Source organism: Chitinophaga eiseniae, assembly GCF_900167135.1.
Classification (GTDB): Bacteria; Bacteroidota; Bacteroidia; order Chitinophagales; family Chitinophagaceae; genus Chitinophaga; species Chitinophaga eiseniae.
The window spans coordinates 704,410-729,174 of the sequence record NZ_FUWZ01000003.1 but is presented as its reverse complement, the minus strand read 5'-3'; the positions used below and the strand labels follow the sequence as shown (position 1 = coordinate 729,174).

General features: G+C 51.0%; 21 protein-coding genes and 1 pseudogene. 14 read left to right on the top strand and 8 right to left on the bottom strand.

Annotated features, from left to right (window positions below):
* Nucleotides 1-147 precede the first annotated feature (147 nt).
* Genes B5D63_RS21950 through B5D63_RS21935 form a run of 4 tightly spaced genes read left to right on the top strand, consistent with a single transcriptional unit; the run spans nucleotide 148 to nucleotide 6,147 of the window.
* Entirely contained in the window at nucleotides 148-1,785 is a 1,638-nt protein-coding gene (locus B5D63_RS21950) for a TldD/PmbA family protein (protein WP_078670978.1), read from the top strand.
* Between the two features lie 10 nt (nucleotides 1,786-1,795).
* Entirely contained in the window at nucleotides 1,796-3,130 is a 1,335-nt protein-coding gene (locus B5D63_RS21945; protein WP_078670977.1) for a TldD/PmbA family protein, read from the top strand.
* Nucleotides 3,131-3,171: 41 nt separating this feature from the next.
* Entirely contained in the window at nucleotides 3,172-4,806 is a 1,635-nt protein-coding gene (locus B5D63_RS21940) for a TldD/PmbA family protein (protein WP_078670976.1), read from the top strand.
* A 3-nt stretch (nucleotides 4,807-4,809) separates the two neighbouring features.
* Nucleotides 4,810-6,147, top strand: a complete 1,338-nt coding sequence (locus B5D63_RS21935) for a TldD/PmbA family protein (RefSeq protein WP_078670975.1) — start codon at nucleotides 4,810-4,812, stop codon at nucleotides 6,145-6,147.
* A gap of 43 nt (nucleotides 6,148-6,190) precedes the next feature.
* Here B5D63_RS21935 and B5D63_RS35890 read toward each other — a convergent pair.
* Nucleotides 6,191-6,284 (bottom strand): annotated as a pseudogene (locus B5D63_RS35890) (IS982 family transposase); the annotation flags it as partial.
* Nucleotides 6,285-6,491: 207 nt separating this feature from the next.
* On the opposite strand from B5D63_RS35890, the gene B5D63_RS21930 reads away from it, so the two are divergent.
* The 3 genes from B5D63_RS21930 to B5D63_RS21920 all read left to right on the top strand — a co-directional run bounded on the left by B5D63_RS21930 (nucleotide 6,492) and on the right by B5D63_RS21920 (nucleotide 8,547).
* Nucleotides 6,492-7,394 (top strand): helix-turn-helix domain-containing protein, encoded by a 903-nt coding sequence (locus B5D63_RS21930; RefSeq protein WP_078670974.1) that lies wholly within the window; start codon nucleotides 6,492-6,494, stop codon nucleotides 7,392-7,394.
* Between the two features lie 90 nt (nucleotides 7,395-7,484).
* Complete coding sequence (locus tag B5D63_RS21925; protein WP_078670973.1) at nucleotides 7,485-8,261, top strand: alpha/beta fold hydrolase; 777 nt, start codon at nucleotides 7,485-7,487, stop codon at nucleotides 8,259-8,261.
* A 10-nt stretch (nucleotides 8,262-8,271) separates the two neighbouring features.
* On the top strand, nucleotides 8,272-8,547 hold the full coding sequence (locus tag B5D63_RS21920) for a DUF1905 domain-containing protein (RefSeq protein WP_078670972.1): 276 nt from the start codon (nucleotides 8,272-8,274) through the stop codon (nucleotides 8,545-8,547).
* A gap of 78 nt (nucleotides 8,548-8,625) precedes the next feature.
* On the opposite strand, the gene B5D63_RS21915 is transcribed toward B5D63_RS21920, so the two are convergent.
* Nucleotides 8,626-9,039, bottom strand: a complete 414-nt coding sequence (locus B5D63_RS21915) for a hypothetical protein (protein ID WP_235021612.1) — start codon at nucleotides 9,037-9,039, stop codon at nucleotides 8,626-8,628.
* A gap of 101 nt (nucleotides 9,040-9,140) precedes the next feature.
* Between B5D63_RS21915 and B5D63_RS21910 the strand changes: the two genes are divergently transcribed.
* The 3 genes from B5D63_RS21910 to B5D63_RS21900 all read left to right on the top strand — a co-directional run bounded on the left by B5D63_RS21910 (nucleotide 9,141) and on the right by B5D63_RS21900 (nucleotide 11,400).
* Nucleotides 9,141-9,959: an alpha/beta hydrolase gene (locus tag B5D63_RS21910; protein ID WP_143313031.1), complete on the top strand. Its 819-nt coding sequence runs from the start codon at nucleotides 9,141-9,143 to the stop codon at nucleotides 9,957-9,959.
* Between the two features lie 94 nt (nucleotides 9,960-10,053).
* Complete coding sequence (locus tag B5D63_RS21905) at nucleotides 10,054-10,410, top strand: hypothetical protein (RefSeq protein WP_078670970.1); 357 nt, start codon at nucleotides 10,054-10,056, stop codon at nucleotides 10,408-10,410.
* A 3-nt stretch (nucleotides 10,411-10,413) separates the two neighbouring features.
* Nucleotides 10,414-11,400 carry a hypothetical protein gene (locus B5D63_RS21900; protein ID WP_078670969.1) on the top strand — a complete coding sequence of 329 codons (987 nt, stop codon included), beginning with the start codon at nucleotides 10,414-10,416 and terminating at the stop codon, nucleotides 11,398-11,400.
* A gap of 165 nt (nucleotides 11,401-11,565) precedes the next feature.
* On the opposite strand, the gene B5D63_RS21895 is transcribed toward B5D63_RS21900, so the two are convergent.
* A complete protein-coding gene (locus B5D63_RS21895) occupies nucleotides 11,566-12,282 on the bottom strand; it encodes a 3-ketoacyl-ACP reductase (protein ID WP_078670968.1) in 717 nt (238 codons plus the stop codon).
* A 105-nt stretch (nucleotides 12,283-12,387) separates the two neighbouring features.
* Between B5D63_RS21895 and B5D63_RS21890 the strand changes: the two genes are divergently transcribed.
* Nucleotides 12,388-13,257, top strand: a complete 870-nt coding sequence (locus B5D63_RS21890) for an aldose 1-epimerase family protein (RefSeq protein WP_078670967.1) — start codon at nucleotides 12,388-12,390, stop codon at nucleotides 13,255-13,257.
* A gap of 8 nt (nucleotides 13,258-13,265) precedes the next feature.
* Nucleotides 13,266-13,940: a hypothetical protein gene (locus B5D63_RS21885; RefSeq protein WP_078670966.1), complete on the top strand. Its 675-nt coding sequence runs from the start codon at nucleotides 13,266-13,268 to the stop codon at nucleotides 13,938-13,940.
* Nucleotides 13,941-14,057: 117 nt separating this feature from the next.
* Here the strand turns inward: B5D63_RS21885 and B5D63_RS21880 are convergent, their stop codons facing one another.
* From B5D63_RS21880 to B5D63_RS21860, 5 genes are all read right to left on the bottom strand, one after another.
* Nucleotides 14,058-14,561, bottom strand: a complete 504-nt coding sequence (locus tag B5D63_RS21880) for a hypothetical protein (protein ID WP_078670965.1) — start codon at nucleotides 14,559-14,561, stop codon at nucleotides 14,058-14,060.
* A gap of 62 nt (nucleotides 14,562-14,623) precedes the next feature.
* Nucleotides 14,624-17,749 carry an efflux RND transporter permease subunit gene (locus tag B5D63_RS21875; protein WP_078670964.1) on the bottom strand — a complete coding sequence of 1,042 codons (3,126 nt, stop codon included), beginning with the start codon at nucleotides 17,747-17,749 and terminating at the stop codon, nucleotides 14,624-14,626.
* 11 nt (nucleotides 17,750-17,760) lie between these two features.
* Nucleotides 17,761-18,810: an efflux RND transporter periplasmic adaptor subunit gene (locus B5D63_RS21870; RefSeq protein ID WP_078670963.1), complete on the bottom strand. Its 1,050-nt coding sequence runs from the start codon at nucleotides 18,808-18,810 to the stop codon at nucleotides 17,761-17,763.
* A 10-nt stretch (nucleotides 18,811-18,820) separates the two neighbouring features.
* Entirely contained in the window at nucleotides 18,821-20,398 is a 1,578-nt protein-coding gene (locus B5D63_RS21865) for a TolC family protein (protein ID WP_078670962.1), read from the bottom strand.
* A gap of 163 nt (nucleotides 20,399-20,561) precedes the next feature.
* Complete coding sequence (locus B5D63_RS21860; RefSeq protein ID WP_078671355.1) at nucleotides 20,562-21,176, bottom strand: TetR/AcrR family transcriptional regulator; 615 nt, start codon at nucleotides 21,174-21,176, stop codon at nucleotides 20,562-20,564.
* 184 nt (nucleotides 21,177-21,360) lie between these two features.
* On the opposite strand from B5D63_RS21860, the gene B5D63_RS21855 reads away from it, so the two are divergent.
* Together B5D63_RS21855 and B5D63_RS21850 are read left to right on the top strand one after the other, a co-directional pair.
* A complete protein-coding gene (locus tag B5D63_RS21855) occupies nucleotides 21,361-23,919 on the top strand; it encodes a response regulator (protein ID WP_078670961.1) in 2,559 nt (852 codons plus the stop codon).
* Between the two features lie 24 nt (nucleotides 23,920-23,943).
* Complete coding sequence (locus B5D63_RS21850) at nucleotides 23,944-24,765, top strand: CheR family methyltransferase (RefSeq protein WP_078670960.1); 822 nt, start codon at nucleotides 23,944-23,946, stop codon at nucleotides 24,763-24,765.

The following is a 24,765-nucleotide window of genomic DNA, read 5'->3' as shown; positions in this document are numbered from 1 at the left end:
GAAAAAAAAATTAGCTTAGGATGCTATTAGGGGTTACGAGGTTTTATGCTCATGAGAATTGCATCGCCATGCTGTTAATGGTGCATGGAATCACAGATACCCGCTGTCAACTAGAATCTAAACCAAACTAAACCGGAGGACTTTCCATTGAAACGTAAAGACTTTATCCAGCTATCCGCTATGGGGCTGGGAGCACTCGTCCTGCCGAATCTTCCCGCTTTCGGCACACCCGTCGACCCATCACGCTTTCTCAATGATGGTATAGACGTAAAACTCAAGAAACAACTGGCAGATGTGGCGCTTAATACCGCCCGCAGCAAAGGAGCGACCTATGCAGATGTACGCATCGGCAGGTACCTCAACCAGTTTGTTGTGACCCGTGAAGCCCGCGTGCAGAACATCGCCAATGCGGAATCCTTTGGCGTAGGTATCCGTGTGATCGCTAACGGCTGTTGGGGATTCGCTGCTACCAACACCGTCACCAAAGAGGCCATCGCGAAAGCGGCGGAACGAGCGGTCGCTGTGGCAAAAGCCAACTCCCGCGTAACCACCACGCCGGTGCAGCTCGCCCCGCAGAAAGGTTATGGCGAGGTGTCATGGAAAACACCTATCGTGCAAAGCGCCTTCACCATACCGGTGAAAGATAAAGTGGACCTGCTCCTTAACGTGAACAGCATCGCCATGAAAGGCGGCGCCAACTTCGTCAATTCCGCTATCCTGGCTATCAACGAACAGAAATATTTTGCGTCTACGGACGGCTCTTATATCGATCAGGACATCCATCGCCTGTTCCCCACCTTTACGGTCACCAAGATAGACCGCGCCAGCGGCAAATTCGAAACCCGTAAATCTCTCAGCTCTCCCGTAGGTATGGGATATGAATACCTGACACCCACGGCAGACAATAAAGTCGGCGGTATCGTTACCCGTTACAAAGACCGGTACGATATGCTGGAAGACGTAAAAAATGCTACCGCAGATGTGGACCAGAAACTAAAAGCCAAGTCCGTGGAACCGGGTAAATACGACCTGGTGCTGGACCCTTCCCACCTCTGGCTCACTATCCATGAATCGGTGGCACATCCCACGGAGCTGGACCGCGTGCTGGGCTACGAAGCCAACTACGCCGGCACCAGCTTCCTCACCCTGGATAAATGGAAGTCACGCAATTTCCAGTTTGGCAGCAAGCTGGTCAACGTAGTGGCGGATAAACTGCAACCCGGCTCCCTCGGCGCCGTAGGCTATGACGATGAAGGTGTGCAATGCGGTCAATGGGACCTGATCAAAGACGGCGTGCTGGTCAACTACCAGGCGATCCGTGATCAGGCACATATCATCGGCCTCGATCACTCACAGGGATGTTGCTACGCCCAAAGCTGGGCAGACGTACAGTTCCAGCGTATGCCCAACGTATCGCTGCAACCGGGAAAAGAAAAACTCAGCGTGGACGATATGATCAAAAACGTGGAAAAAGGCATCTACATCATCGGCGACGGCTCCTTCTCCATCGATCAGCAGCGGTACAACTTCCAGTTCGGCGGACAGACATTCTACGAAATCAAAGACGGAAAAATTGCCGGTATGCTGAAAGATGTGGCCTATCAGGCCAATACACAGGAGTTCTGGAACAGCTGCACCGCCATCGCAGACAAGAGCGACTACCGTCTCGGCGGCGCCTTCAATGATGGCAAGGGACAGCCGGGCCAGTCCAACGCCGTGTCCCATGGCAGTTCCACAACCCGTTTTAATGGTGTAAATGTTATTAACACAGCAAGAAAAATCTGATCTAACGCACATGGCTATATTTAAAAAAGAAGCAGCAAAAGCATTACTGCAAAAAGTGTTGGCCCATTCCAAAGCAGATGAGTGCGAAGTGTCGCTCCGCGGGGAAGAGGGCGGTAATATCCGCTATGCACGTAACGCTATTTCCACCGCAGGTGATATCGATAATACCATCCTCTCCGTTACCTCCTATTTTGGTAAACGTTCCGGTACCGCCACCATCAACGAGTTTGATGATGCCGCTCTCGAAAGGGTGGTGCACCGCGCGGAAGAACTGGCGCGCCTGGCGCCGGAGAACCCGGAATACATGCCGCTGCGCGGACCGGTGGATTTTAAAGCGTCTAAAACATATGTGCCGGCTACCGCCGCCATCACGCCCGATACCCGTGCAGACGCTGTGGCTCAAAGCATACAGGCGGCCAAAGAAGCACAGCTGGAAGCCGCAGGATTTATTGAGAACACCACCAGTTTCTCAGCGATACTCAACTCCAAAGGACTCTTTGCCTACGAGACAGATACTAACGTGGTCTTTACCATCACCACCCGCAACAGTGCCGGTACCGGCTCCGGTTTCGCGGCACGCGGATTTAATGATGTCAGCCGCCTGGATACGCTCGCCGCTACCAGGATAGCCGCTGCCAAAGCCAACAGCTCCGCCGGCGCCAAAGCGATTGAACCTGGCAAATACACCGTCATCCTCGAACCGGTAGCAGCGACCTACATGCTGGAAAACATGTTCCGCGGCCTGGATGCCCGTAACGCCGATGAAGGCCGCAGCTTCATGAGCAAACCCGGTGGCGGCAACCGTATCGGGGAGCAACTCATGGATGATAAGGTGACCATCTACTCCGATCCCTTTCATCCCGATCTTCCCGCCGATACCTGGAACCGTGAAGGATTCCCGCTGGAAAAAACAACATGGATCGATAAAGGAGTGGTCAAAAATCTCGCTTATTCCCAGTATTGGGCAAAAAACAAAGGTGTTCAGCCAGTACCAATGCCCTCCAATATCATCATGGAAGGCGGTACCGCAACGCTGGAGGAGCTGATCAAAAGCACGGAGAAAGGCATCCTGGTGTCCCGCCTCTGGTATATCCGCCTCGTGGACGCGCAGACGCTGCTGCTGACAGGCCTTACCCGCGACGGGACTTTCTACATCGAAAACGGTGAGATCAAATACCCGATTAAAAACCTCCGCTTTAACGAAAGCCCCGTGATCATGCTCAACAACGTGGAGGCACTGGGAAAAACGGAAAGAAGCCTCAGCATCGAGTCTTACCGGAGTTTTCTGATCCCGCCGATGAAAATCAGGGACTTTACTTTTACGTCCCTCTCAGACGCAATTTAACAGGTTATCATACCCCATTCACATCCTTTAATCCTGCTATAATGAAAAGAAGAGAATTCCTCCATTACACAGGCCTCGGGCTGGGCGCAGGACTGCTGTCCCAGATACCGATCATCGGAAAAGCCGTTCCGCTGGAAGCCCCCTGGTATGCCATCGACGTGGCGAAGAAAAAAGAGCTCGCCGACGTGGCGCTCAACGCCGCCCGCAGCAAAGGCGCTACCTATACCGATGTACGCATAGGCCGTTATCTCAACCAGTTTATCATCACCCGGGAAGACAAAGTGGAGAATGTGGTCAACACAGAATCCTACGGCATCGGTATCCGTGTGCTGGCCAACGGTAGCTGGGGCTTTGCCTCCACCGACCAGATGGACAAAGACAGCATCGCCCGCGCCGCCGCTACCGCCGTGGCGATCGCCAAAGAAAACGCCCGCCTGCTGACGACCCCCGTACAACTCGCCCCGCAAAAAGGCTATGGAGAAGTCAGCTGGAAAACCCCCATCGAAAAAAATGCCTTTGACGTGCCTGTCAAAGAAAAAGCAGACTTGCTGCTTTCCGTCAGCGACGTAGCCATGAAAGGCGGAGCCGACTACGTAGGCTCGTTTATGTTTCTCGTGAACGAACAGAAATACTTCGCCTCTTCCGACGGGTCTTACATCGATCAGGATGTACACCGCATCTGGCCTACATTCCAGATCACCAAGATCGACAAGGCCACCGGCAAGTTCGAAACACGCAATGCCCTCAGCTCTCCCCGCGGTATGGGATATGAATACATGATCCCGCGGGAATCAGATAAAATTCATGGTGTGACTACGTTATACCGTGACCGTTATGACATGCTGGAAGACGCCCGCCTCGCCGGCACACAGGTGGGAGAGAAGCTGAAGGCCAAATCCGTCGAACCGGGCAAATATGACCTGGTACTGGACCCTTCCCATCTCTGGCTCACCATCCACGAATCGGTAGGACACCCTACAGAACTGGACCGCGTACTGGGCTATGAGGCGAATTTCGCCGGCACCAGCTTCCTCACGCTCGACAAATGGGAAAGCAAAAAATTCCAGTTCGGCAGCCCCCTGGTCAATATCGTCGCCGATAAAACACAACCCGGTTCTCTTGGCGCCGTAGGGTATGACGACGAAGGCGTGGCCACCCAGAAGTGGGACCTGATCAAAGACGGTGTGCTGGTCAACTATCAGGCGATCCGTGATCAGGCGCATATCATCGGCCTGAAACAATCACAGGGCTGTTGTTACTCGCAAAGCTGGTCAGACGTGCAGTTCCAGCGTATGGCCAACGTTTCGCTGCAACCCGGCGCCGCGTCCCTGACCCCCGCAGAGCTGATCAAAAACGTGGAGAGAGGCATCTTCATCGCCGGCGACGGCTCCTTCTCCATCGACCAGCAACGCTACAACTTCCAGTTTGGCGGACAGCTCTTCTATGAGATCAAAAACGGTCAGATCGTAGGCATGCTCAAAGACGTGGCTTACCAAAGCAATACCCAGGAGTTCTGGAACTCCTGTAAAGCGATCGCCGACAAGAGAGACTACCGCCTCGGCGGTTCCTTCTTCGACGGAAAAGGCCAGCCCTCACAGGTGAGCGCCGTATCCCACGGCTCAGCGACCGCCCGCTTCAATGGCGTAAACGTTATTAATACAGCTAGAAAAATTTAATATATGCCGATACTCACTAAAGAAGCAGCACAGGCATTATTGAAAAAAGTGCTTGCCTATTCAAAAGCAGACGAGTGCGAAGTGTCTATTTATAGTGGCGACTCCGGCAATGTGCGTTATGCCCGTAATGAAGTGTCTACCAGCGGCGCTAATAGCAAAAGCATGCTGGTGGTGTCTTCCGCCTTCGGGAAAAAACTGGGCACTGCCACCATCAATGAATTCGATGACGCCTCCCTGGAAAAAGTAGTCAGAAGAGCGGAAGAACTGGCCCGCCTGGCGCCGGAAAACCCGGAATACATGCCCATCCTGGGGCCGCAGCAATATGGCGAAGCTTCCGGTGGTTATAACAAGGACACCGCCGCCATAGATCCTGCCTTCCGTGCAGACGCTGTTGCCAAAAGCCTCACCATCACCAAACAAAATAAACTGGTGGCCGCCGGCTTCCTGGAAAACAGTGTGGCCTCTTCCGCTATGATGAACTCCAAAGGCCTGTTCGCTTACAACAGCTCAACAGAGATCAATTTCAGTATCACGGTCCGCTCGGAAGATGGCACCGGCTCCGGTTACGCTTCCAAAGCATACAACGACGTCAGCAAGCTGGACGTGTCTAAAGACACCAGCATCGCATCACAGAAAGCCACCGGGTCCAAAGGCGCTAAAGCCATCGAACCGGGCAAGTATACGGTCATCCTCGAACCGGCAGCGGCCATCGTACTGATCGAACAGCTTATCGGCAGTATGGACGCACGCAGTGCGGAAGAAGGAAGGAGCTTCCTTAGCAAAGCCGGCGGTAAAACCAAGCTGGGGGAAAAACTCATGGACGACCAGGTGACGATCTATTCAGATCCCTGGCATCCGGATATGCCCACTTCCTGCTACAATAACGACGGACGGCCACAGGAAAAAATCACCTGGATCGAAAAAGGAACGGTGAAAAATATGTACTACTCCCGTTACTGGGCGCAGAAAGACAACGTAAAAGCCATTCCGTCGCCGGATGCATTTATCATGGAAGGCGGCACTGCTTCGCTGGAAGATCTGATCAAAAGCACCGAGAAGGGGATACTGGTGACACGCCTCTGGTACATCCGCCCCGTAGATCCGCAGACACTGTTGTTTACGGGCCTTACCCGCGACGGGACTTTTTACATCGAGAACGGCGTGATTAAACACCCGGTGAAAAATTTCCGGTTCAATGAAAGCCCGGTGATCATGCTGAATAACGTGGAAGCGCTGGGCAGGCCTGAGAGGGCTGTCAGCGGGGAAAGCAACCAGAGTGCTATCCTCCCGCCCATGAAACTGCGTGATTTTACGTTCACCTCCTTATCAGATGCTATCTGACGAACAAAGGCAAATACAAAAAAAGCGAAGGCTCCGGTCTTCGCTTTTTTTATGACATAACGATCAAGTTCCTTCAGAAAATTGATATCTTGAACATTGGCCTTGGTAATGCTTACCTGCTGGATGGTACCGTTGTTCCGGCTATTTGCTTCTTTTTCAAAGATCTCTTTGCAAATGCTATAGAATTTCCTGAAATTCGTTACTAATGTTGCGCATGGATCGTTTAGGTATTGTAGTTATTTACCAGTACTGCGCACAATATTTTTTATCTCACATCTATATACATATTTTTAATTATCATTCAAGTTGCCTCTTTAATAGCACAACACATTAATATATAAATAATGGGTAATTCTAAGGGTGTTATTCCCTTTTATGATGATATCAATGAGTTTTTTGCCAGTACACCATTTCCTGACAGAACAGATGACCCTAACCTGTTTTGTTTCCGGGTAGATAAAGGAAGGGATGTTAAAAAGTTCTATAAACCCCCGTTCAGAAGATCCTTTTATTTTATGGCGTTGATGAGCGGGGTAGGTGAATCCCGGATCGTATATGATAATATGAAAGAGATGCGGATGAACAGCTCTCTTGTTTTCCAGGCTCCGGGGCTCCTATCCAGCTTCTACAACACGGAACATGCTTACGGCTATCTTATCTACTTTAAGTTGCCCTGTTTTTCCTTCTTCAAGCCGGATTTTGAAAAGCAATTCCCCTTTTTTGATGTGCAGCAAACTCATTTTTTTGAGCTGTCGCAGGAAAAGTATGATGAGTTCTCTCTTGCCTTTGAAGATATCTTCGCTGCCTATACAAACGCTGATGATAAACAACATACAGTGGCCGCTTTAAAAATACTGGCAATACTTTATCAATTAAGAGGCTTCGCACAGCTCACCCAACAGCGGGAACGTATCACAAAACCTGAATCAGTTTTGTTGAAACAATTCCTTCAGCTGGTCAATGATAATTATGTAGAACGGAGAACGGTAAATGAATATGCCGATATGCTTTCCATTACTCCTAAATATCTTTCTGAATATATCAAAATAGCCACAGGACAAAACGCCCTGTTCCACATTCACCAGAGAATAGTTGCCGAGGCAAAGTCGCTGATATTATACACCGATCTGGATATAACTGAGATCTGCTACCAGCTTAATTTTTCTGACCCGGCAAATTTTAATAAGTTCTTTAAGAAAAATGCAGGCGCCACCCCTTTGGAATACAGGAACCAATACACCAGGTAAATTTACCATTCAAAACGGGTTTTGAACCAAGTAAGGGTAAATGGCCGTTCTATCTTTGTCTTGAAAGTTAAACGTTAAAAACATATTACGATGAAGACAACACGATCCAAAGATGGAACTAAACTGGCCTACGATGTTACCGGCAAAGGCCCGGCATTGATCTACATTACAGGGGCTACCTGCTACCGGCAGTTTAACCCGGTATTATACGATGTATCGGTCTTTTCTGAAGAATTTACCGTGTATAACTACGACCGCCGTGGCCGTGGCGATAGCGGTAACACTTTGCCTTATGCAGTAGAACGGGAGGTAGAAGACATTGAAGCAATGATAGATGCGGCGGGAGGCCAGGGATATCTGTATGGTCACTCTTCCGGCGCTATCCTGGCGCTAAAGGCTGCTATGGCTTTGGGCAGTAAAGTGACTAAACTGGTCATCTACGACGCCGCCTATTCCCATAACAAAGCCTATCTCGAAGAGTTTAAGGGCCTAAGCAGTGAATTGTACCAACTGCTGGATGAGGGAAAAAATCAGGAAGCCATCACCGGGTTCCTGGAAGGTATCGGTATCCCCCAAGAAGCATTTGACAGTTTTTACCCCGATTGGTCGGCCATGGTGGCGCTGGCTCCCACACTGGCCTACGATACCACGCTGGCAAGCACCCTGGCGCCTGTAAATGAGCTGGCTTCGCTTACAACGCCCACCCAAATCATTGTAGGCGAAAAAAGCCCTGAATCCATTCAGGAAGTGGCGCTGCAATTGAAGGCCGCCATCCCGCATGCTGCCTACACCCTGCTCAAAGGCCAGGACCATATGCCTGCCCCGGAAGTGGTATTATCGGTTTTAACCCATTTCCTAAAATCTTAGAAACAAAATCATGGCACAGAAAATAATTGCAAAGATCAGAACAAAACTGCAAATCGGTACCGGCAAAGGCGCCTGGACCTATATCGTTTGGGATGGTGTAGCGGATGCATTCGGTACCAGGCAACCCGTAAAAGTACGCGGCAAAATAGATGGCCAGCTGTTTGAAAACTCTTTTCTCCCCGTTAAAGATGGTACTCACCTGCTTGGAGTTAATGCCAAAACCCGTAAAGCTATTAAAAAAGAAGCAGGAGATGAGGTAAGTGTGGAGATCTATGAAAGGATTTGAATAAGGTAGATGATTTACACAGATCTATTTACATATTTTTAATTGTCATTCCAATTGCCTCTTTAATAGCACAACACGTTATGACATAATTTCTTCGGTTTCTTTATGCCTGGGATGATACCAGAGGTAATAGTAAGCCAGGATGAGCAGGCCCGACACAAAAGGGACCAGCGCCACATGTTTATAGGTGATCTCTCCCCATATCACGTGCGCATCAAAGTGGAAGAACTCGCTGATCATCCAGTAGGAGTTGGCCGATATCCATAGCGAGATAGCCACATTATGGCATAACTCCGACATGAACTGCCTGGTGCGCCAGGCAATGACCAGGGAGATAATAAGCGTGGGAAAGATCATGGCCACTCCCAACGGTTTCCAGATCATACACCAGCTGATATCTTTTAATAACCAGAATACGATATGCAGATTTTCCATTTTCCGGTAGCTCAGGGGGATGCTGTATACCGGGGCGTCTTTGTCCGCTTGACTCATGCTGTGTGTCGGATTTAAGTTGATAAGACCGCAAAAATATAAAAACAGCTGCATAACGAACGGAAATTTTGCATAGGAATAAATGGTTTATATTCGCTGGCATGAACGAATTCTACTGGTCATTCCGGAATACCCGTTTTCACGGCATCAGCTGGATACCTGAGCATTTCAGCCGGGTGATGATCATCGTACATGGCATCGGCGAAGACGTAGGCAGGTACGATCACGTGGCCCGTTTTTTTAACGGAGAGGGATATGCGGTGCTGGGTATCGATCATTACGGTCATGGTAAAACCGATGGTAAAAGGGGGGCTACGCCCGGCTTCGACTATATGTTCGACTATGAAGCGGCTTTTCTCGCGTATACAAAAGAGCTGTACCAGCAACCGGTGGTCATGTACGGGCATAGCATGGGCGGCGGCCTGCTGACAGGTTTCCTGCTGCACCGTACGCCTGATATCCTCGGAGCCGTAATCTCGGCGCCGGCGCTGATCGTGGGCAAACGCCCCGGCGCATTTCTGCGGGGACTGCTGCGGGTACTGAATAAAGTCGTGCCTAACCTGCGGTTAAACCAGGGGCTGGACATCACCAAAGTATCCCGCGATCCGGACGAAGTGGAGAAATTCCGCCAAAACCCGCTCCGGCACGATAAAATGAGTGTCCGGCTGGCCCATGATATGATACGGAACGGCCTTTGGTGCCTGGAAGAAGCTTCCACGCTGAAGATCCGTTCGCTGCTGATCCATGGAGGCGACGACGCTTTCACTGCGGTAGAAGGCTCCCGCATCTTCGCCGAAAGGGCCCCCGCCAGCCTGCTGACTTACCGTGAGTGGCCGGGCGACTATCATGAACTTCATAATGAATTAAACCGGCAGGAAGTGCTGCTTTTTGTGGCCGGATGGCTAAGCGCTTTGCGCTAGTGCAGATACCCTGCGTAGTAGCGACCTATCTTTGTATCAACCTTCCGTAATGGAACCCCTCATTCGTAATTCGTAATTTGTAATTGAATATCCTATGGCCATCAGAAAACGAAAGGAGAGTGCCGACCTTACCGTTAACCCGGGATCGGACGTTATCCTTAACATTACCATCGGTAATGCCCAGATTGGCGCCAGCGTGGTACGCTTCGACAAAGATCCTGCGGCCTTGTCCAAGGGCGAAATCCGTAACCTCCGGCTGGGCACTGCAGCTGACCTGAAAGGGAAAACGCTGAAGGTGACCACCAACGTGCTGGATACCAACAGCCTCACCAACGGAATTGTCGTTACCTACGCTATCAGCGCCTGTAACCCATCTGTTCTCCTCTATCAGGATGAAGTAAAAACAGACGGGGACATCATGTCTTTTTTGCTGGACTTTAATTTTAAGTAAACCATGAAAAAGTTATTCTGGTGGGTGTTGCTCCTGGCAGCCACCCATCCCGGCTATGCCCAGTTAAAGGATTCCCTGAAGATATCCGATATGACCATGCCTTCGTCACCCGGACTGGTGCTGGCGGACAAGGCGCCGGCAGCCATCGATAAACCCACCAATCCCAAAGCCTTTGGCATCAGCCTGATCAACCTCTGGCAGGGCGGTGCGGTGGATGTTACGCCTTACTGGCTGACCAACAAACCTAACCTCACATTTGAGCGGTACCTGAACAATAAATTTCCCCTGTTGCAAACGTTCAACGTCTCTGCGGCCACTTTCAGGACAGATACCAGCACCAGCATTTCCGCGGGCTTCCGTACGCAGGTGTTCCGGTTCTATTACCGCCGCAACCGCGATGCCATGCTGCAGAAGAAAAAGGAAATAGAAGCACTGCTGGCCGTGGAAGATCCGTCACAGCTGGATACCGTGGCGCTGGCCCAAAAGAATGCGGAACTGCGGGATATGTTCGACGTACAACGGAACAAAGGCCTCATCATCGTGGAACTGGCAGGCGCCCTGGCAGGTAGCGCACCGGGCAACCGGTTTAAGGACCTCGCCTCCAACCGCTCCGGTATCTGGACCAATATCCGCTGGGCGCCAGGTAAATTCCCGCTCGATTTCATCGCCCTCGGCCGCTACATCTGGAACAGCCAGGACGTAGCCGCTGGCAGCTTTCCCTACAACAGCCAGCTGCTGGACTATGGCCTCTCTGCCAACTACCAGAAAGGCCGCTTTGATCTCTCCGCCGAATATGTGAATCGCCGCGATCTTAAAGAGGGGCAGAGCTACGACCGTCTCGCGCTTGTGACCAACTTCATGATCAGCGACAGCTTTTATGCAGTAGCCGCCTTCGGCAAAAACTTCGACAAGATGGATAACATCCTCGCTATTCTGGGCATTAAATTTGCGTTGTCAAAAGAAATCGTACGGCTTAACAACAGTCACTGACTAACCCATTATATATATCATTCCCAGGCTCAGTCCGGGGCTATGATAACTTAAAAAAGAAAGGCCGGCCCCTGAGGGCCGGCCTTCGTATGTTTGATACCATCTTCGCTCATCTTTGTCGTCTCCGCGCATCACGCGGATCAGTATTCATCATGCAGCGCACAGTTATGGGTTGGTAGACCAGATAGACGCTGTTTTCAGCAACACCCTTCTGTTCATTTTCAGTTGTGCTACAATCAGCTCGGCAAGATCTTCCGGCTGTAATACCTTCTCCGGGTTGCCATCCGTCAGGTTCAGCTCTTTGGCCATGTCTGTAGCGATAGTACTGGGCGTCAGCGCACTCACACGGATATTATGTTTTCTCACTTCCAGCATCAGCGATTCGGTAAGACCGAGCAGGCCGAACTTGGAGGCGCTGTAAGCGCTGGTGAGCGGAGCGCCGCGTTGACCGGCAGTAGAAGATATGTTGATGATATCACCGGACTTACGGTCGATCATAGCAGGTAATACAGCGCGGGTAACGTAGTACACGCCGAGCAGGTTCACCCGGATAATGTCTTCCCACTGCGCAGGCGTGAGGTCCATGAAACCGCCGAAAGCGGCGATGCCGGCGTTGTTGATCAGGATGTCTATGCTGCCCAGTTGTTGTGTGAGACTGGCCACGGCTTTGTCCACTTCTTCCATCACGCCCACGTCAGCAATGGCATAGGCCGCCTTTACGCCGGTGCCGGCGAGTGCAGCAACCACTTCCTGTAACGGCGCTTCGCTACGTCCTATTAAAGCAATGTCTGCCCCTTCCTGTGCCAGGGCCACCGCTACGGCACGTCCGATACCTTTGCCGCCGCCGGTGATCAGCACCTTTTTTCCTTGTAATGATTCCATATGAAACTGCTTTTAAGAGCACAAAGATAGCATGGATGAAGCGAACAGCAGGCAGCCGAACGCGTTAATTTTTGTTTATCTTCGTTTTTCTAAGGCTTTACACGTATGATAACTATTTCCAACGATCAGCTGACAGTATCACTGGCTGCCACGGGCGCAGAACTGCAACATATTATCCGCAAAGACAACGGACTGGAATACCTATGGGGCGGCGATCCTGCCATATGGGGTAAAAAAAGCCCGGTACTGTTTCCTATCGTAGGCGGGTTGAAAGATAATACCTACACTTATAACGGTAACAGCTACACGCTGGGCAGGCATGGCTTCGCCCGAGAACAGGTGTTTGAAGTACTGACACAGTCCGCTACGGAAGTGGTCTTCCGGTTGACGGACAACGACGCTACCAGGGCCGTATACCCGTTCCGGTTCGATTTTCGCGTTGGCTACGCCCTGGAAGGCGATACCCTGAGCGTAACCTACCACGTACAAAATACTGACAATAAAGAACTACTGTTCTCCGTAGGCGGTCATCCGGCGTTTAATGTGCCGCTCGTGGCAGGTACCGGTTATGAAGACTATCATCTCACGTTCAATAAAACCGAAACAGCAGGCCGCTATCCGTTGTCGCCCGGTGGACAGATAGAACTGCAGTCCGTCCCCCTGCTGGACCATACACAGCACCTGCCCCTGAAAAAATCACTGTTCCTCGAAGATGCGCTCGTCTTCAAAGAGCTGGCCTCCGACACCATCAGCATCAACAGCGGTAAAACGCCACATGGTCTCAGCGTAACCTTCGGCGGATTCCCCTTCATGGGCATCTGGGCGGCAAAGAACGCTGACTTCGTATGCATAGAGCCGTGGTGCGGTATCGCAGACAATGTAGCCGCCACCGGGGAACTGGCGGAGAAAGAAGGCATCAACCGGCTGGCGCCGGACGCTTCTTTCGAACGTACCTGGACAGCCACCTTTTTTTAATCAATGCCATGAATTATAAGATCATCCATGATGAAGATGCCCTGAAAGCCTTCATCGACTGGCTTCCTGTGTGTAATGAACAGGAACAGTACTACCTGTCCCTGCTGGCCCGTACCAAATACCTGGAAGAGGGCCACGGGTTTAAATCGGATAAACAGCAACTGAAACGTTTTACCAGTACCAAAGAAAGTATGCTGGAGAAAATCCGTCAGCTGGAGTGCGCCGTGGGCGCTTATACCCAACGGGGCATTTCCATTCCGCAGGAAGCGCTGGCGTTGTACATCAGCGTCAATCCCCGCGACCTCTGGAAAGCTACTTTCAGCTCACTGGTGGCTTTCGCCCAGAATATTCAGGCCAATGCCAGCGCAAAAAATCCGCACCAGGAAGTAATGAGCGCCATCCAGCAGTCCTGCAGCAACAAATACTACATAGATATCGATGTGGATGCCAAAGACCCCGCTATCCTGGCGCAAATAAAAGAGTTTGTGAACCCTTCCTGCCTGACGGTGATGGAAACCAGGGGAGGCTACCATGTATTGGTGGAGCTGGCAGCATTGGACCCCGCATTACGGAAAACATGGTATCCTGATATTATGAACCTGCCAAACGTAGATCAGAGCGGGGATAACATCATTCCTGTGCCGGGATGTACACAGGGTGGGTTTGTGCCGAGGTTTATCTGAGGGTTGGGTTAATCCTGATTTCACCAAATAGAAAAGGAGAAGATCGAAATCTTCTCCTTTTCTGTCTGTTGATGGCTCAACTAAAATTTATGTCACCTGGCAGGTGCCTTTAATCAATTAGAAATTATATCCTGCTTTCAGGCCCCAGAATCCATGGGTGCCGTCTTTAAACCAGGCTTCATATTTACCTTCCACATCCAGGCCGAGCAGGCGGATGCCGATGCCGGGAGCAAACAGCGCGCCGGTACCGTTGTTGTAATCGCCGGTGAAGTTAACAGTACCACCTTCTGCTTTTACATACAGGATAGATACCAGGGTGTAACGAAGACCGAGTCTTACCGGTATTACCTTCGCTGAAGCATAATTGATGTTATTGTCGGTTTTGCCTTTGAAATACATAAATCCGACAGAACCTACGGCGGTCAGACCGGCCACGAGTTTTACATCAGCGCCTAGCCCTACGCCGAAACCAGGCTTGTGGGAGTTGCTGAAATCACCGGTAGGAAAACCGGCTTCCACATAGGGACCGATACTGAACCGTTTTAACTGTGCCTGTGATTGCTGGGCACCGATGCATACCGTCAACATGACTGCGATAAACGCCAGGATGTTTCTTTTCATAAGAACAAATTTTCAGAGGAAATGGTGGTAGTAAACGTAATAGCCCCAAAAATAAGGAAGAATTACGAATTCAGCACCGCTTCCTTCGGAACAGACAGTTGACGCCCATGTCCGTTACCGTTACTGTCAGGCGATACCGGTTGTTCCACGGTTATCTTCGGCGGCATCAGCTTATATACTACCGGCGTCACGATCCGCGACAGCAGGGTGGAACTGATCAGGCCTCCTATCAATACGATCGCCAGCGGCGCAATCATGGGGTTGGTGGAGATGGCGATGGGTATCAGCCCTCCTATGGCTGTCAGCGATGTTAACACGATCGGCAGGAACCGGATCTCGCCGGCCTCCCGGATCGCTTCTTCCAGTGTTTTTCCCTGTGCGCGTAACTGGTTGGTGAAGTCCACCAGCAAGATGGTGTTTTTCACTTCGATACCTGCAAGGGCAATCAATCCCACGATGGCGATAAAAGAAAGAGAATTGCCGGTAAGCCACAGCGCTGCCGCGGCGCCCACAATGCCCAGCGGGATCACGGACAACACGATCAGCGTGCTTTTGAAAGTCTTGAATTCCAGTACCAGCACGGCAATGAACAGGAAGATGGTCACAATAATGATGCTCATGAATCCGCCGAAGGAATTATTCCTGCTTTCCACTTCACCTCCCATTTCATAAGAATAACCTTTTGGCAGCTGCAGCTGGTCCATCTGCCGGATAACGTCGTTGATGACACGGTCTGGCAGAAACCCTTTTTTTACAAAGGCGCCCACCGCCACCAGCCTGTTTTTCTCCTGGTGGTTGATGCTTAACGGGGAGGTCTCCAGTTTTACGCTGGCTACCTGCGACAGCGGAATGGCGGTCCCGGCAGCGTTATTGACGTACAGGTCCCTGAATACGTCCATCGTGGGTTTGCCACTTTTTTGTTTGGTGACAAGGATGTCGTAGTCCGTATCGTTTTCATCGTTATACCTGCCCAGGTTGATACCGGCAATGGCCAAACGGACGGCCCGGTCAATATTGACCGTCGGAATGCCCAGCTGTTGCGCTTTCTCGCGGTCTATGCTGACACGGATATCTGATTTTAGGGTGCTGACAGGGTTGTTGATATAAATCGTTCCCGGTGTTTTCTCCAGCATTTTTTCTACCCGTCCGGCGAGCGTACGCAGGGTGTCGAGGTTGTCGCCAAAGAGCCGTACCTCTACAGGGGCGGTAATGGGAGGTCCCTGTTCAAAATTCTTTACTTCTACTTTTGCCCCGGGATAAGGGGTCCATTTTTTGCGGAGTTTTTCTATCAGTGCTATCTTATCCACCGGGCTGGTATTGGGGTCCAGCTGGATAAACAATTGTGCGTAGTCACTGTGTTCATTTTCCTGTATTTCGTTATAATAGATGCGGGGATTACCTTTTCCGATATTGCTGGCGATGAAGCGGATGCTCTTTTCCTGTTTCAGCTCTTTCTCCAGATTTTCTACGATACTGTTGGTATAGGCGAGATTGGACTGGGGAGGTGTGAGCACGTTGATCAGGAACTGCGGTTTTTCCGAAGCGGGGAAGAGGCCAAAGCCCACCGCTTTCATGAGCACCATAGAACCGCCGAAGAGCACCAGCGACACAAGGATGGTCAGCACCGGGCGGTGCAGGGCTTTGTCCAGCAGTCGCGCATAACTCCCATGGATCAGTTTTTTCAGCAGGCGCATGAAGATGTTGCCTTCAGGATGGCCGCTATGTGCTTTCAGCAGGCGGCTGGCGAGGAAGGGGATGATGGTCAGCGAAACGACCATAGAGGCCAGTACGCTGAAGATCACCGCCAGCGGCATGCTGCGGATAAAGTCGCCGCTGCCTTCCGGCAGGAACACCAGCGGCATAAAAGCGATGATCAGTGTGGCGGTGCAACCGATAACGGCCATGCCTATCTGCGAGGTGGCTTTCAGGGTGGCTTCCATCCGGGAATGTCCTTCCAGCATCCATCGTTCAATGTTTTCGATCACCACAATGCTATCGTCTACCAGGAGGCCGAGGGCTACCACAAGGCCTACGATACTGAGCTGGTTGAGGTTATAGCCGAATAGCTGCAGTAGTACGATACCGATGGAGAGCGACAGCGGGATGGAGATCATCACGATGAGGGCGGGCCGCTGGCCTAAAGGCAACAGGGTAAACGCCACGAGCGCAATGGCGATGAGAAAGTCTTTGCCGAGTCCGCTCAACCGGTGGTTGACTGCGTCTGCCTGGTCAAAATACTGCACCATATCGATGTTGGCAGGCAGTGTTTTTTTGAACTGTTCGATGACGGGTTTGTATTGCAATTGCGTTTTGCTGATGTTTTCACCGGCTTTCTGTGCGGCAGATACACTGACATTGCGGTGCCCGTTGAGCCGTGTAAAATATTTTTCATCTTCAAAACCGTAGTACACCCTGGCGATATCTTTCAGGAAGATGTTTTTGCCATTGGCAGCGGTAACGATCGTGTTGCTGATTTCGTCGATGTTTTTATAGTTGCCGCTGGTTTTGATATTGAAGCTTTTATCGCCTGCATCGATACTACCGCCGGGTATATTGGCCATCTCTCCCTGGATGGCCGCCATCACGGTGCCGGTGGGAAGGTGCAGCTGCGCCATTTTATCCAGTGCCAGTTCCACTCTTACCTGCTGATCGGGGAGGCCATGTATCTTCACATTTTTGAGACTTGAAACTTTTTCCAGGTCTTCCTGTAATTTTTCGGCATAGTATCGCAACTTATCTCTCGAAGCATTTTCAGATATCAATGCTACCTGTAAGACATTTACATCGGAGGGTTCCAGTTTTTTAACCTCTATGCTGTAGATGTCTGCCGGAAGGGAAGCCTTTTTATTATTGATTTCCCGGACCAGCTCCTGGTATTTCTGATCTACGTTGGATTCGTACTTGTATTCCACACGGAGTACGGCTACGCCATCACTGATGGCGGTGCGCAGGCGTTTGATATCCGCAAGGCCATAGATATCCTTTTCGAGTGGGTCTACCACAAGGTCTTCCATGTCTTTGGGACTGGTGCCGGGATAGATGACCACTACGGTAAACTGAGGCGCCTGCATCTCCGGATCTTCGGAGCGGGGCATATTGAGGATGGTTGTGATGCCGAGCACAATAATCATCAGGAAGATGACGAGGGTGAACTGGTAGTTTTTGACGGCATAACCGGATATTTTCATAATGGTAATGATTATTGGATGATACGGATACGGGATTGGTCCTTCAGGTAGGCGCTGCCGGAGATGATCAAGGAGCGGGCCTGTTCCATACCCTGGCTGATGAGTACCTGGTCTTTCTCCATACCGGCAATAGTAACGGGGATGCGCTGTGCGGTTTGATTGTCATTGGTGACAAACACATAGCCGCTGTTGCCGTTGCCGTCGAGCAGGGCCGCATAGGGGATGCTCCAGGCAGTGCCACCGCCGGTGCCGCCTGTGGTGATGTGGCATCTGCCGAACATACCGGTGGCAATGGCGGCGGGCTTGCTGCCGCTGAGTTGTACGTCTATCACAAAGGTGCCGCTGGCGGCGTCAATGCCTTCGGATTTGCGTGTAACGGTGCCGGTGAAGGTTTCACCTGGCAGGGAAGGGGTCTCAACGGTCGCTTTGTCGCCGGTGCTGACCTGCGCCCACTCTCTGTCGGTAACGCCTATACGGAGCAACCAATGTGCGGTACGGGCGCCATTGATCTGTAAGACGGAAGTGCCGGCGGATACAAACTGACCGGGGTTGGCGAGTTTACGGAGAACGTAGCCGTCCTGCGTGGCGCGGATGGCGGAATAACTTCTGTTGAACTGTGCGGTGCTGAGTTGCTGCCGCGCCATGTCCAGCGCTGTTTTGCTGTTCTGCAGTTGCTCCAGCGTGGCCACGCTGTCATTATGCAGATTGAGCGTACGCTGATAGTCGCGCTGTGCTTTTTCAAATCCCAGCTGCGCCTGCTGCACCTGTGCATCGATCTCCGTCATATTGAGCGTCGCCAGCAGTTGCCCGTTGTGAACGGCGTCCCCTTCTTTGACGAGGATGTTATGAATAATGCCATTGGTTTTGAAAGAGAGGTTGACTTCATCGTCAGTGGTGAACTGACCGGATGCGCGGATAGACAAAGCGCTGCCACTTTTTTCCAGCGGCATCACTTTTACCGGGATTACATCGGTGCTGTCTGCATTGCTGGCAGCGGGCTTTTTATCGCCGCAGGCAAAAAGCAGCAAGGAGAGCGGAAGCAAAAGGAAACTATTTTTCATGGAAGTATTTTTATGGTTGTACGGATTCAATATTGTAAGAAGCCTGGGAGCGTTCCACACCGGCATAAGCGGTTTGCACGGCGGCCTGTGATACGGCCATCTGCAGCTGTGCCTGCGTGAGTTGGTTCTGTGCATCCACCAGTTCGATGTACAGCAACTGCCCCTCTTTGTATACTTTCAGCTGATCGCGGTAGTAGCGTTGTGCAAAGGACAACTGACTTTCTGCGGTAACCAGGTTACGCAGCGCGGTACGATAGTTATTGCCTGCCTGGTATAATTGCAGCTGCAGCGCGTCAGCCGTTTGTGCAGTGGCGTTCTCGATCGCCTGTACATCCAGCGTGGCCTGCCTGATACGGTGCTTGTACTTATGCGCGCCAAACAACGTCCATTCGAGATTGACACCAAAAAGGTAATAACGGGACTTATCATCGAAATGCAGGCCCATGGACTGGTTGCCGAGATCGAGGAAAGTACTGAGGCGGGGAATGAGATAGGCTTTCTGTAATTTTTCGTTCAAGCGGTAAGCGGTAGCCGCGCTTTTGTATTGCTGCAGCTCTTCCCGGCCGCTGATGTTGCCATCGGTAGCCATGGCTGGCGGCAAATGGGCCAGTAGGTTACTGTCCAGCGCGATCTCTGTATGCAGGTCGCGGTTGAGCAGGAAGTTGAAATATGCCCGGGCATTCTCCTGTTCATTCAGTGCTTTACTGATGGAAGCATCCGTTTTCTCTTTTTCGGTCTGTGAACGGTACAAAGCGGTGTTGTTACGAACGCCGTTGCGTACCATACTTTCGTTGATCCGGATACTCTCCTGTATGAGCGACAGCGCGTTGCGGTAAATAGCCACCGCCTGCGATGCCTGGTAATACTGGAAGTAAGCGGTTTTGATATCCTGTACCAGCTGCCGCTTGTATACGTTCAGCGCCGCCTGCTGCCGGGTCAGTTGCTCCTTTTTGATCTTCTGGTTGTAGTAGATCTCCGCATTGATCAAAGGAAGGCTGGTCCTGAATTTTGCGTCGAAGAAATTGTCCGGGTTCAGCAGTACAGATACATTGTCTACCTGAGGAAACTGGTGACTGTTGGTCAACTGGTTGAGGCTGGAGTACACAGGATTCAGCAGGTCGCCGATGGGCATGTCGATCGTCCGGCCGCCGCCTGCTTTGGTATAACTGCCAAGGAAGGTCACATTCGGACCAAAAAGGCTTCGGGCCTCCTGCAGCGCTGCAAGAGATTTGTCCAACTGAAAACGCTGGTCCTTCAGGCCTTTGTTGTTGGTAAATGCCTGTTGGATATATTCATCGAGCAGATGGGCGTTCTGGTTATACCCGGCATACCCGGCGGTGGGAGAGGATGTTATAGTGACCTGTGGTGTGTCGGCCTGCAGCGCAGCACTACGTGTACTTTCCGGTTTAGTAACATCTTTTGCATATCGCGCCATCACGACCCCGGATAGTGTGTGACGCGGAATGCCCGATGTAACTAACAACGCATCTGCAGACGGAATGCCCTTTCCCGTATATTGGGCCATCACACTGAATCCCGCTACCAGCAACGGTATTAACATTGCTCCTTTTGTGATGATTGTTGACATAATGAACAGTGTTTATTTATCTTGAAAAAAATAAGCCCGGAGGGCTGTTGTTGTCATTGTTTATATACTGAACAGTGTTTAATATTGTCGCTTTAAAAAGGCCCACAGGCCTTTTATATGAATATGCTTTTGGTACTGTCGGTCTCGCGGCTTTTCCCTTCACTCAGCATTTAATCACCTCCAGGTAAGCGCTGATCGAGTCGTCTATGCTCACGTTCAGCTCGTTGTCATGTAGTTTGCATACCTTCAGCCGGGAACGGAGGTCCAGGGCGATCAGGCCGTGGGCAAAAGCCCAGATAGACATCGCTGCCACTGTCGCGTCCCTGAAACGAATCTTTTCCGCTTTCACACACTCTGCTACCAGGTTATACAACGCATCATACGCACGGTCGCCGTTCTCCCATTTCTCTTTCTCATGCTCTGCATTCATCGGCGCTTTAATGATGAACATCAGGTCATACAGCTCCGGGTTCTCCCGGTAAAAGCCGACGTATGCCCATGCCAGCTGCTCCAGTCGCTCCAGCGGGTCGGCCGCCGTCAGATTGCGCGCAAAATGGTCCGCCAGTGTGAGGAATGCCTCCTTCTGTACGTCGTATAACAGCTCGTCTTTGTCTTTGTAATACAGGTAAATAGTGGCAGGGCTGTACTCTATCCTGTCCGCAATGTTCCGGATAGATACCTTCTCGTAACCCTCTTCCACAAACATTTTGATCGCTGCGTCCACAATGCGCCTGCGCATATCCGCCCGCTCACGCTCTTTTCTTTCTGCAATGCCCATGTTGGAATGTTTACGCTGCAAATATACTGAACGGTGTTTATTTTCCAAATTGAAATGCGGAAATTTTTTTTATGAAGAGAAAGTATCCCCATTCTCCGATCATATCTTCATTACCCGTCCCGAAATGATAATGACAGGGATAACACCTGCAACCTAACGCGACAGCACGTTGTTATTCAGAAATATGAAACTATCACCTGCTAAAAGACTATACCTTGCCCTGGCGGTTGTTATGCTGCTGATGTTGCTGGGCGGCCTTCTTTCATGGTGGCCTTTTTTCCCGCACGCCCGCATTACCGGTTTTATCCTTCCTTTGAATACGGCCATTATCGTTTGTACCGGTTGTATACTGATGTACTTTTTTTACAGAGAATTTTATTATGGACAGCTGGTCCGTAAAAAACTTAACAGCAAGCTGGAAGAAGTAGTGACGCTCAACAGGGATGCAAATGACCGTAACTGGTTGCTCAGCAGGTTGAACGATATGAAAGAAAATTTGCTGGGCATTCATAAAACGGAAAGTCTGGCCAGCCAATGTTTGCGCTCATTCATCGAAAATGCAGGCTTTACGGCAGGCGCGTTGTACTACTATGAAAAAGAAGAGGCCATGCTTCGTGTATGCAGCCGTATTCATCTTCCCGTAAATATACCTGTTCAGTATGCGATCGGTGAGGGGCTGCCCGGTGATGCAGCCACCGGCAGGGATATACGTATCATCAGTCAGCTGCCTGCCAACCACCCGCTGGCGACTGCCGCCAGTGACGGTGTCTCCCTCAATATGCTGGTACTGGTGCCTTTGCTGATGGGAGATGAGCTAACGGGCGTATTGGAACTGGTGACCGCCAACCCTGTGACGCCGCTGCAACTGCAGTTGCTGGAACTGGTCTCCGGAGACGTGGCGGTAGCACTGCACACCGCCAGCGAACGGGAAAAAGTAATGATCCTGCTGCAACAGGTACAGGAACAGAAAGAGGCACTGTACTGTCAACAGGAAGAATTACGCCAATCCAACAATGAGCTGAGCCGTCAATCTGAAATACTGCAAGCTTCTGAAGAAGAACTGCGTGTACAGGAAGAAGAACTGCGACAGGTAAACGCGGAAATGGCGATGAAAAATACAGAACTGGAAACTGCCCGTCAGGCCCTCTCTCTTAAAGCTGCGGAGCTGGAGGCGAATAGCCGTTATAAATCAGAATTCCTTGCCAACATGTCGCACGAACTGCGTACACCGCTCAATAGCGTACTGATACTGGCAAAAATGCTGGAGGAAAACAAAGAAGGTAATCTGCTTCCCCGTCAGGTGGAATATGCTGCGATCATGCATAAGTCGGGGTCCGACCTGCTGCGCCTGATCAATGATATCCTCGACCTCTCCAAAATAGAAGCCGGTAAAGTGGAGCTGTCGCCCGAACCGGTGCGTATTGCGGCTGTCATCGAAGACCTGGATAATCTCTTCGGAGTGGTGGCCCAGGAAAAACAAATACAATACACCACAGAAATGGCCGTCAATGTGCCAGCGGTAATAACCACCGACAAGATGCGGCTGGAACAGGTGATACGCAACCTGCTGTCCAATGCATTTAAGTTTACGCCGGCAGGCGGCCGTATCTGCCTCTCCTGGTATGTGCGGCCTGAAAACGCACTGTGCATCAGTGTTATGGATACCGGACCAGGTATTCCCGCAGAGAAACAGCAATTGATCTTTGACGCTTTCCACCAGGGCGATGGCGCCACTACCCGTAAATATGGCGGTACAGGATTGGGACTGTCCATCAGCCGGGAACTGATGCTGTTGCTGAAAGGAGCCATACATCTTGAAAACAGCAGCCCGCAGGGCAGCACGTTTACCGTTATACTACCGCTGAATACTGAGCCGCTCCGGCTCCGTGACGACGCAGCGCCGGCTTTATACGATGCAACAATACGAACTCCTGTCGGGCAAAAAGGTGGCCGCCGTCGCCTGCCTGCTCCCGGCCCCCGGATACTGATCATCGGAACAGATATACAAACGGAAAATAAGCTGGACATCTCTTGTGATATGGCTACGGATACAGCCATGGCCGCCGGTTTGCTCGCTATGGGAAAATACGATTGCATTGTGCTGGACCTGGGCCGCCACCCCGAAGAAAGTAAGGCTTCTCTCGCATCACTCCGCAAAATGAACACTGTGACCTCCGTACCTGTTATTGTATATATCGATCAGGATATTTCCGCTGTTGAAGAACAGCAAATCAGAAAACAGGTGGCAGCAATTATCCGGAAGACCCCATTTGCGACAGACAGACTTGCGGATGAACTGGAACACCTGCTGAACAACGGCCGCCATCCGGCCAGGGCACATCCCTCACCCGGTCATTTACCTCAAAATATACTGGCCGGAAAACAGGTGCTCCTGGTGGATGATGATATGCGTAACGTATTTTCCATGAGCGCCTTGCTGGAAGAACAGGGCGTCTGTGTGCTCAGCGCCGCCGACGGGAGGGAAGCACTGGCGGTACTGGCCCGCCATCACCAGGTAGACCTGGTCCTGATGGATATGATGATGCCGGAAATGGACGGCTTCGAAGCCATCCGGCATATCCGGAGCGAACGGCGCTTTATGCAGTTGCCGGTTATCGCTATCACCGCTAAAGCAATGCCCGGTGACCGGCAACAATGTCTCGACGCTGGCGCCTCAGATTATATTGCAAAACCGGTCGACAGTATTAAACTACTATCACTGTTACATGTGTGGTTGTCATGAAAATGATAAATACTTCCGATACCTATGATAAAGGAAATCAGTAACGAAGAGTTGGGTAAGCTGGTACGCCTTATTCACCGGCAATATGGTTACGACTTCAGCGACTACGCACGGTCGTCCCTGAAACGCCGCTTTCAGCGTTTTATGGACCATGCCTCTATGGAAGAAATAACGGAGCTCTCCGACAGGCTGCTGCAGGATGTAACCTTCTTCGAACACATGGCGCAGTTTATCACGGTCAACGTAACGGAAATGTTCCTTGACCCGCTCTTTTACAAAACACTGCGGGAACAGGTATTGCCCAGGTTGGCCACTTATCCTACCATCAAAATTTGGCATGCCGGCTGTGCCACGGGCGAAGAAGTATTTTCCATGGCCATCCTGCTGGAGGAAGCAGGCCTGCTGGAGCGCAGCCGTATTTATGCCACTGACCTTAATACCGTTAGTCTGCGCAAAGCGGAAAAGGCCCGGATACCCCTGAAATGTATGAAAGACTATGCGCAGAATTATCTGCTGTCAGGCGGTGTGGAAGACTTCTCCAATTACTATACGACGGACAATGAGCATGCAGTTATACAGGAGGCACTACGCCGCAACATCCTTTTCTTTCAGCATAACCTCGTTACCGACCAGGTATTTAATGAGTTCCAGCTGATCTGTTGCAGGAATGTGTTTCTCTATTTCAACCGGCTATTGCAAGATCGCGTGCTGCGGTTGTTTTACGACAGCCTGGACCCCCTGGGTTACCTGGCCCTGGGATTAAAAGAATCAATGATGTTCTCCGAAGAAAATATACGGTTTGACAGTATTAGCCCTGTCCATAAGATTTTCAGACGTAAAAGCTAA

Bases quoted from the DNA above. Each gene is read 5' to 3' on its own strand.
- B5D63_RS21890 (WP_078670967.1), top strand. From the start codon at position 12,388: ATGATAACTATTTCCAACGATCAGCTGACAGTATCACTGGCTGCCACG.
- B5D63_RS21870 (WP_078670963.1), bottom strand. From the start codon at position 18,810: ATGAAAAATAGTTTCCTTTTGCTTCCGCTCTCCTTGCTGCTTTTTGCC.
- B5D63_RS21900 (WP_078670969.1), top strand. From the start codon at position 10,414: ATGAAAAAGTTATTCTGGTGGGTGTTGCTCCTGGCAGCCACCCATCCC.
- B5D63_RS21885 (WP_078670966.1), top strand. From the start codon at position 13,266: ATGAATTATAAGATCATCCATGATGAAGATGCCCTGAAAGCCTTCATC.
- B5D63_RS21855 (WP_078670961.1), top strand. From the start codon at position 21,361: ATGAAACTATCACCTGCTAAAAGACTATACCTTGCCCTGGCGGTTGTT.
- B5D63_RS21910 (WP_143313031.1), top strand. From the start codon at position 9,141: ATGAACGAATTCTACTGGTCATTCCGGAATACCCGTTTTCACGGCATC.
- B5D63_RS21935 (WP_078670975.1), top strand. From the start codon at position 4,810: ATGCCGATACTCACTAAAGAAGCAGCACAGGCATTATTGAAAAAAGTG.
- B5D63_RS21895 (WP_078670968.1), bottom strand. From the start codon at position 12,282: ATGGAATCATTACAAGGAAAAAAGGTGCTGATCACCGGCGGCGGCAAA.
- B5D63_RS21945 (WP_078670977.1), top strand. From the start codon at position 1,796: ATGGCTATATTTAAAAAAGAAGCAGCAAAAGCATTACTGCAAAAAGTG.
- B5D63_RS21860 (WP_078671355.1), bottom strand. From the start codon at position 21,176: ATGGGCATTGCAGAAAGAAAAGAGCGTGAGCGGGCGGATATGCGCAGG.
- B5D63_RS21915 (WP_235021612.1), bottom strand. From the start codon at position 9,039: ATGAGTCAAGCGGACAAAGACGCCCCGGTATACAGCATCCCCCTGAGC.
- B5D63_RS21865 (WP_078670962.1), bottom strand. From the start codon at position 20,398: ATGTCAACAATCATCACAAAAGGAGCAATGTTAATACCGTTGCTGGTA.
- B5D63_RS21925 (WP_078670973.1), top strand. From the start codon at position 7,485: ATGAAGACAACACGATCCAAAGATGGAACTAAACTGGCCTACGATGTT.
- B5D63_RS21850 (WP_078670960.1), top strand. From the start codon at position 23,944: ATGATAAAGGAAATCAGTAACGAAGAGTTGGGTAAGCTGGTACGCCTT.
- B5D63_RS21905 (WP_078670970.1), top strand. From the start codon at position 10,054: ATGGCCATCAGAAAACGAAAGGAGAGTGCCGACCTTACCGTTAACCCG.
- B5D63_RS21875 (WP_078670964.1), bottom strand. From the start codon at position 17,749: ATGAAAATATCCGGTTATGCCGTCAAAAACTACCAGTTCACCCTCGTC.
- B5D63_RS21880 (WP_078670965.1), bottom strand. From the start codon at position 14,561: ATGAAAAGAAACATCCTGGCGTTTATCGCAGTCATGTTGACGGTATGC.
- B5D63_RS21930 (WP_078670974.1), top strand. From the start codon at position 6,492: ATGGGTAATTCTAAGGGTGTTATTCCCTTTTATGATGATATCAATGAG.
- B5D63_RS21920 (WP_078670972.1), top strand. From the start codon at position 8,272: ATGGCACAGAAAATAATTGCAAAGATCAGAACAAAACTGCAAATCGGT.
- B5D63_RS21940 (WP_078670976.1), top strand. From the start codon at position 3,172: ATGAAAAGAAGAGAATTCCTCCATTACACAGGCCTCGGGCTGGGCGCA.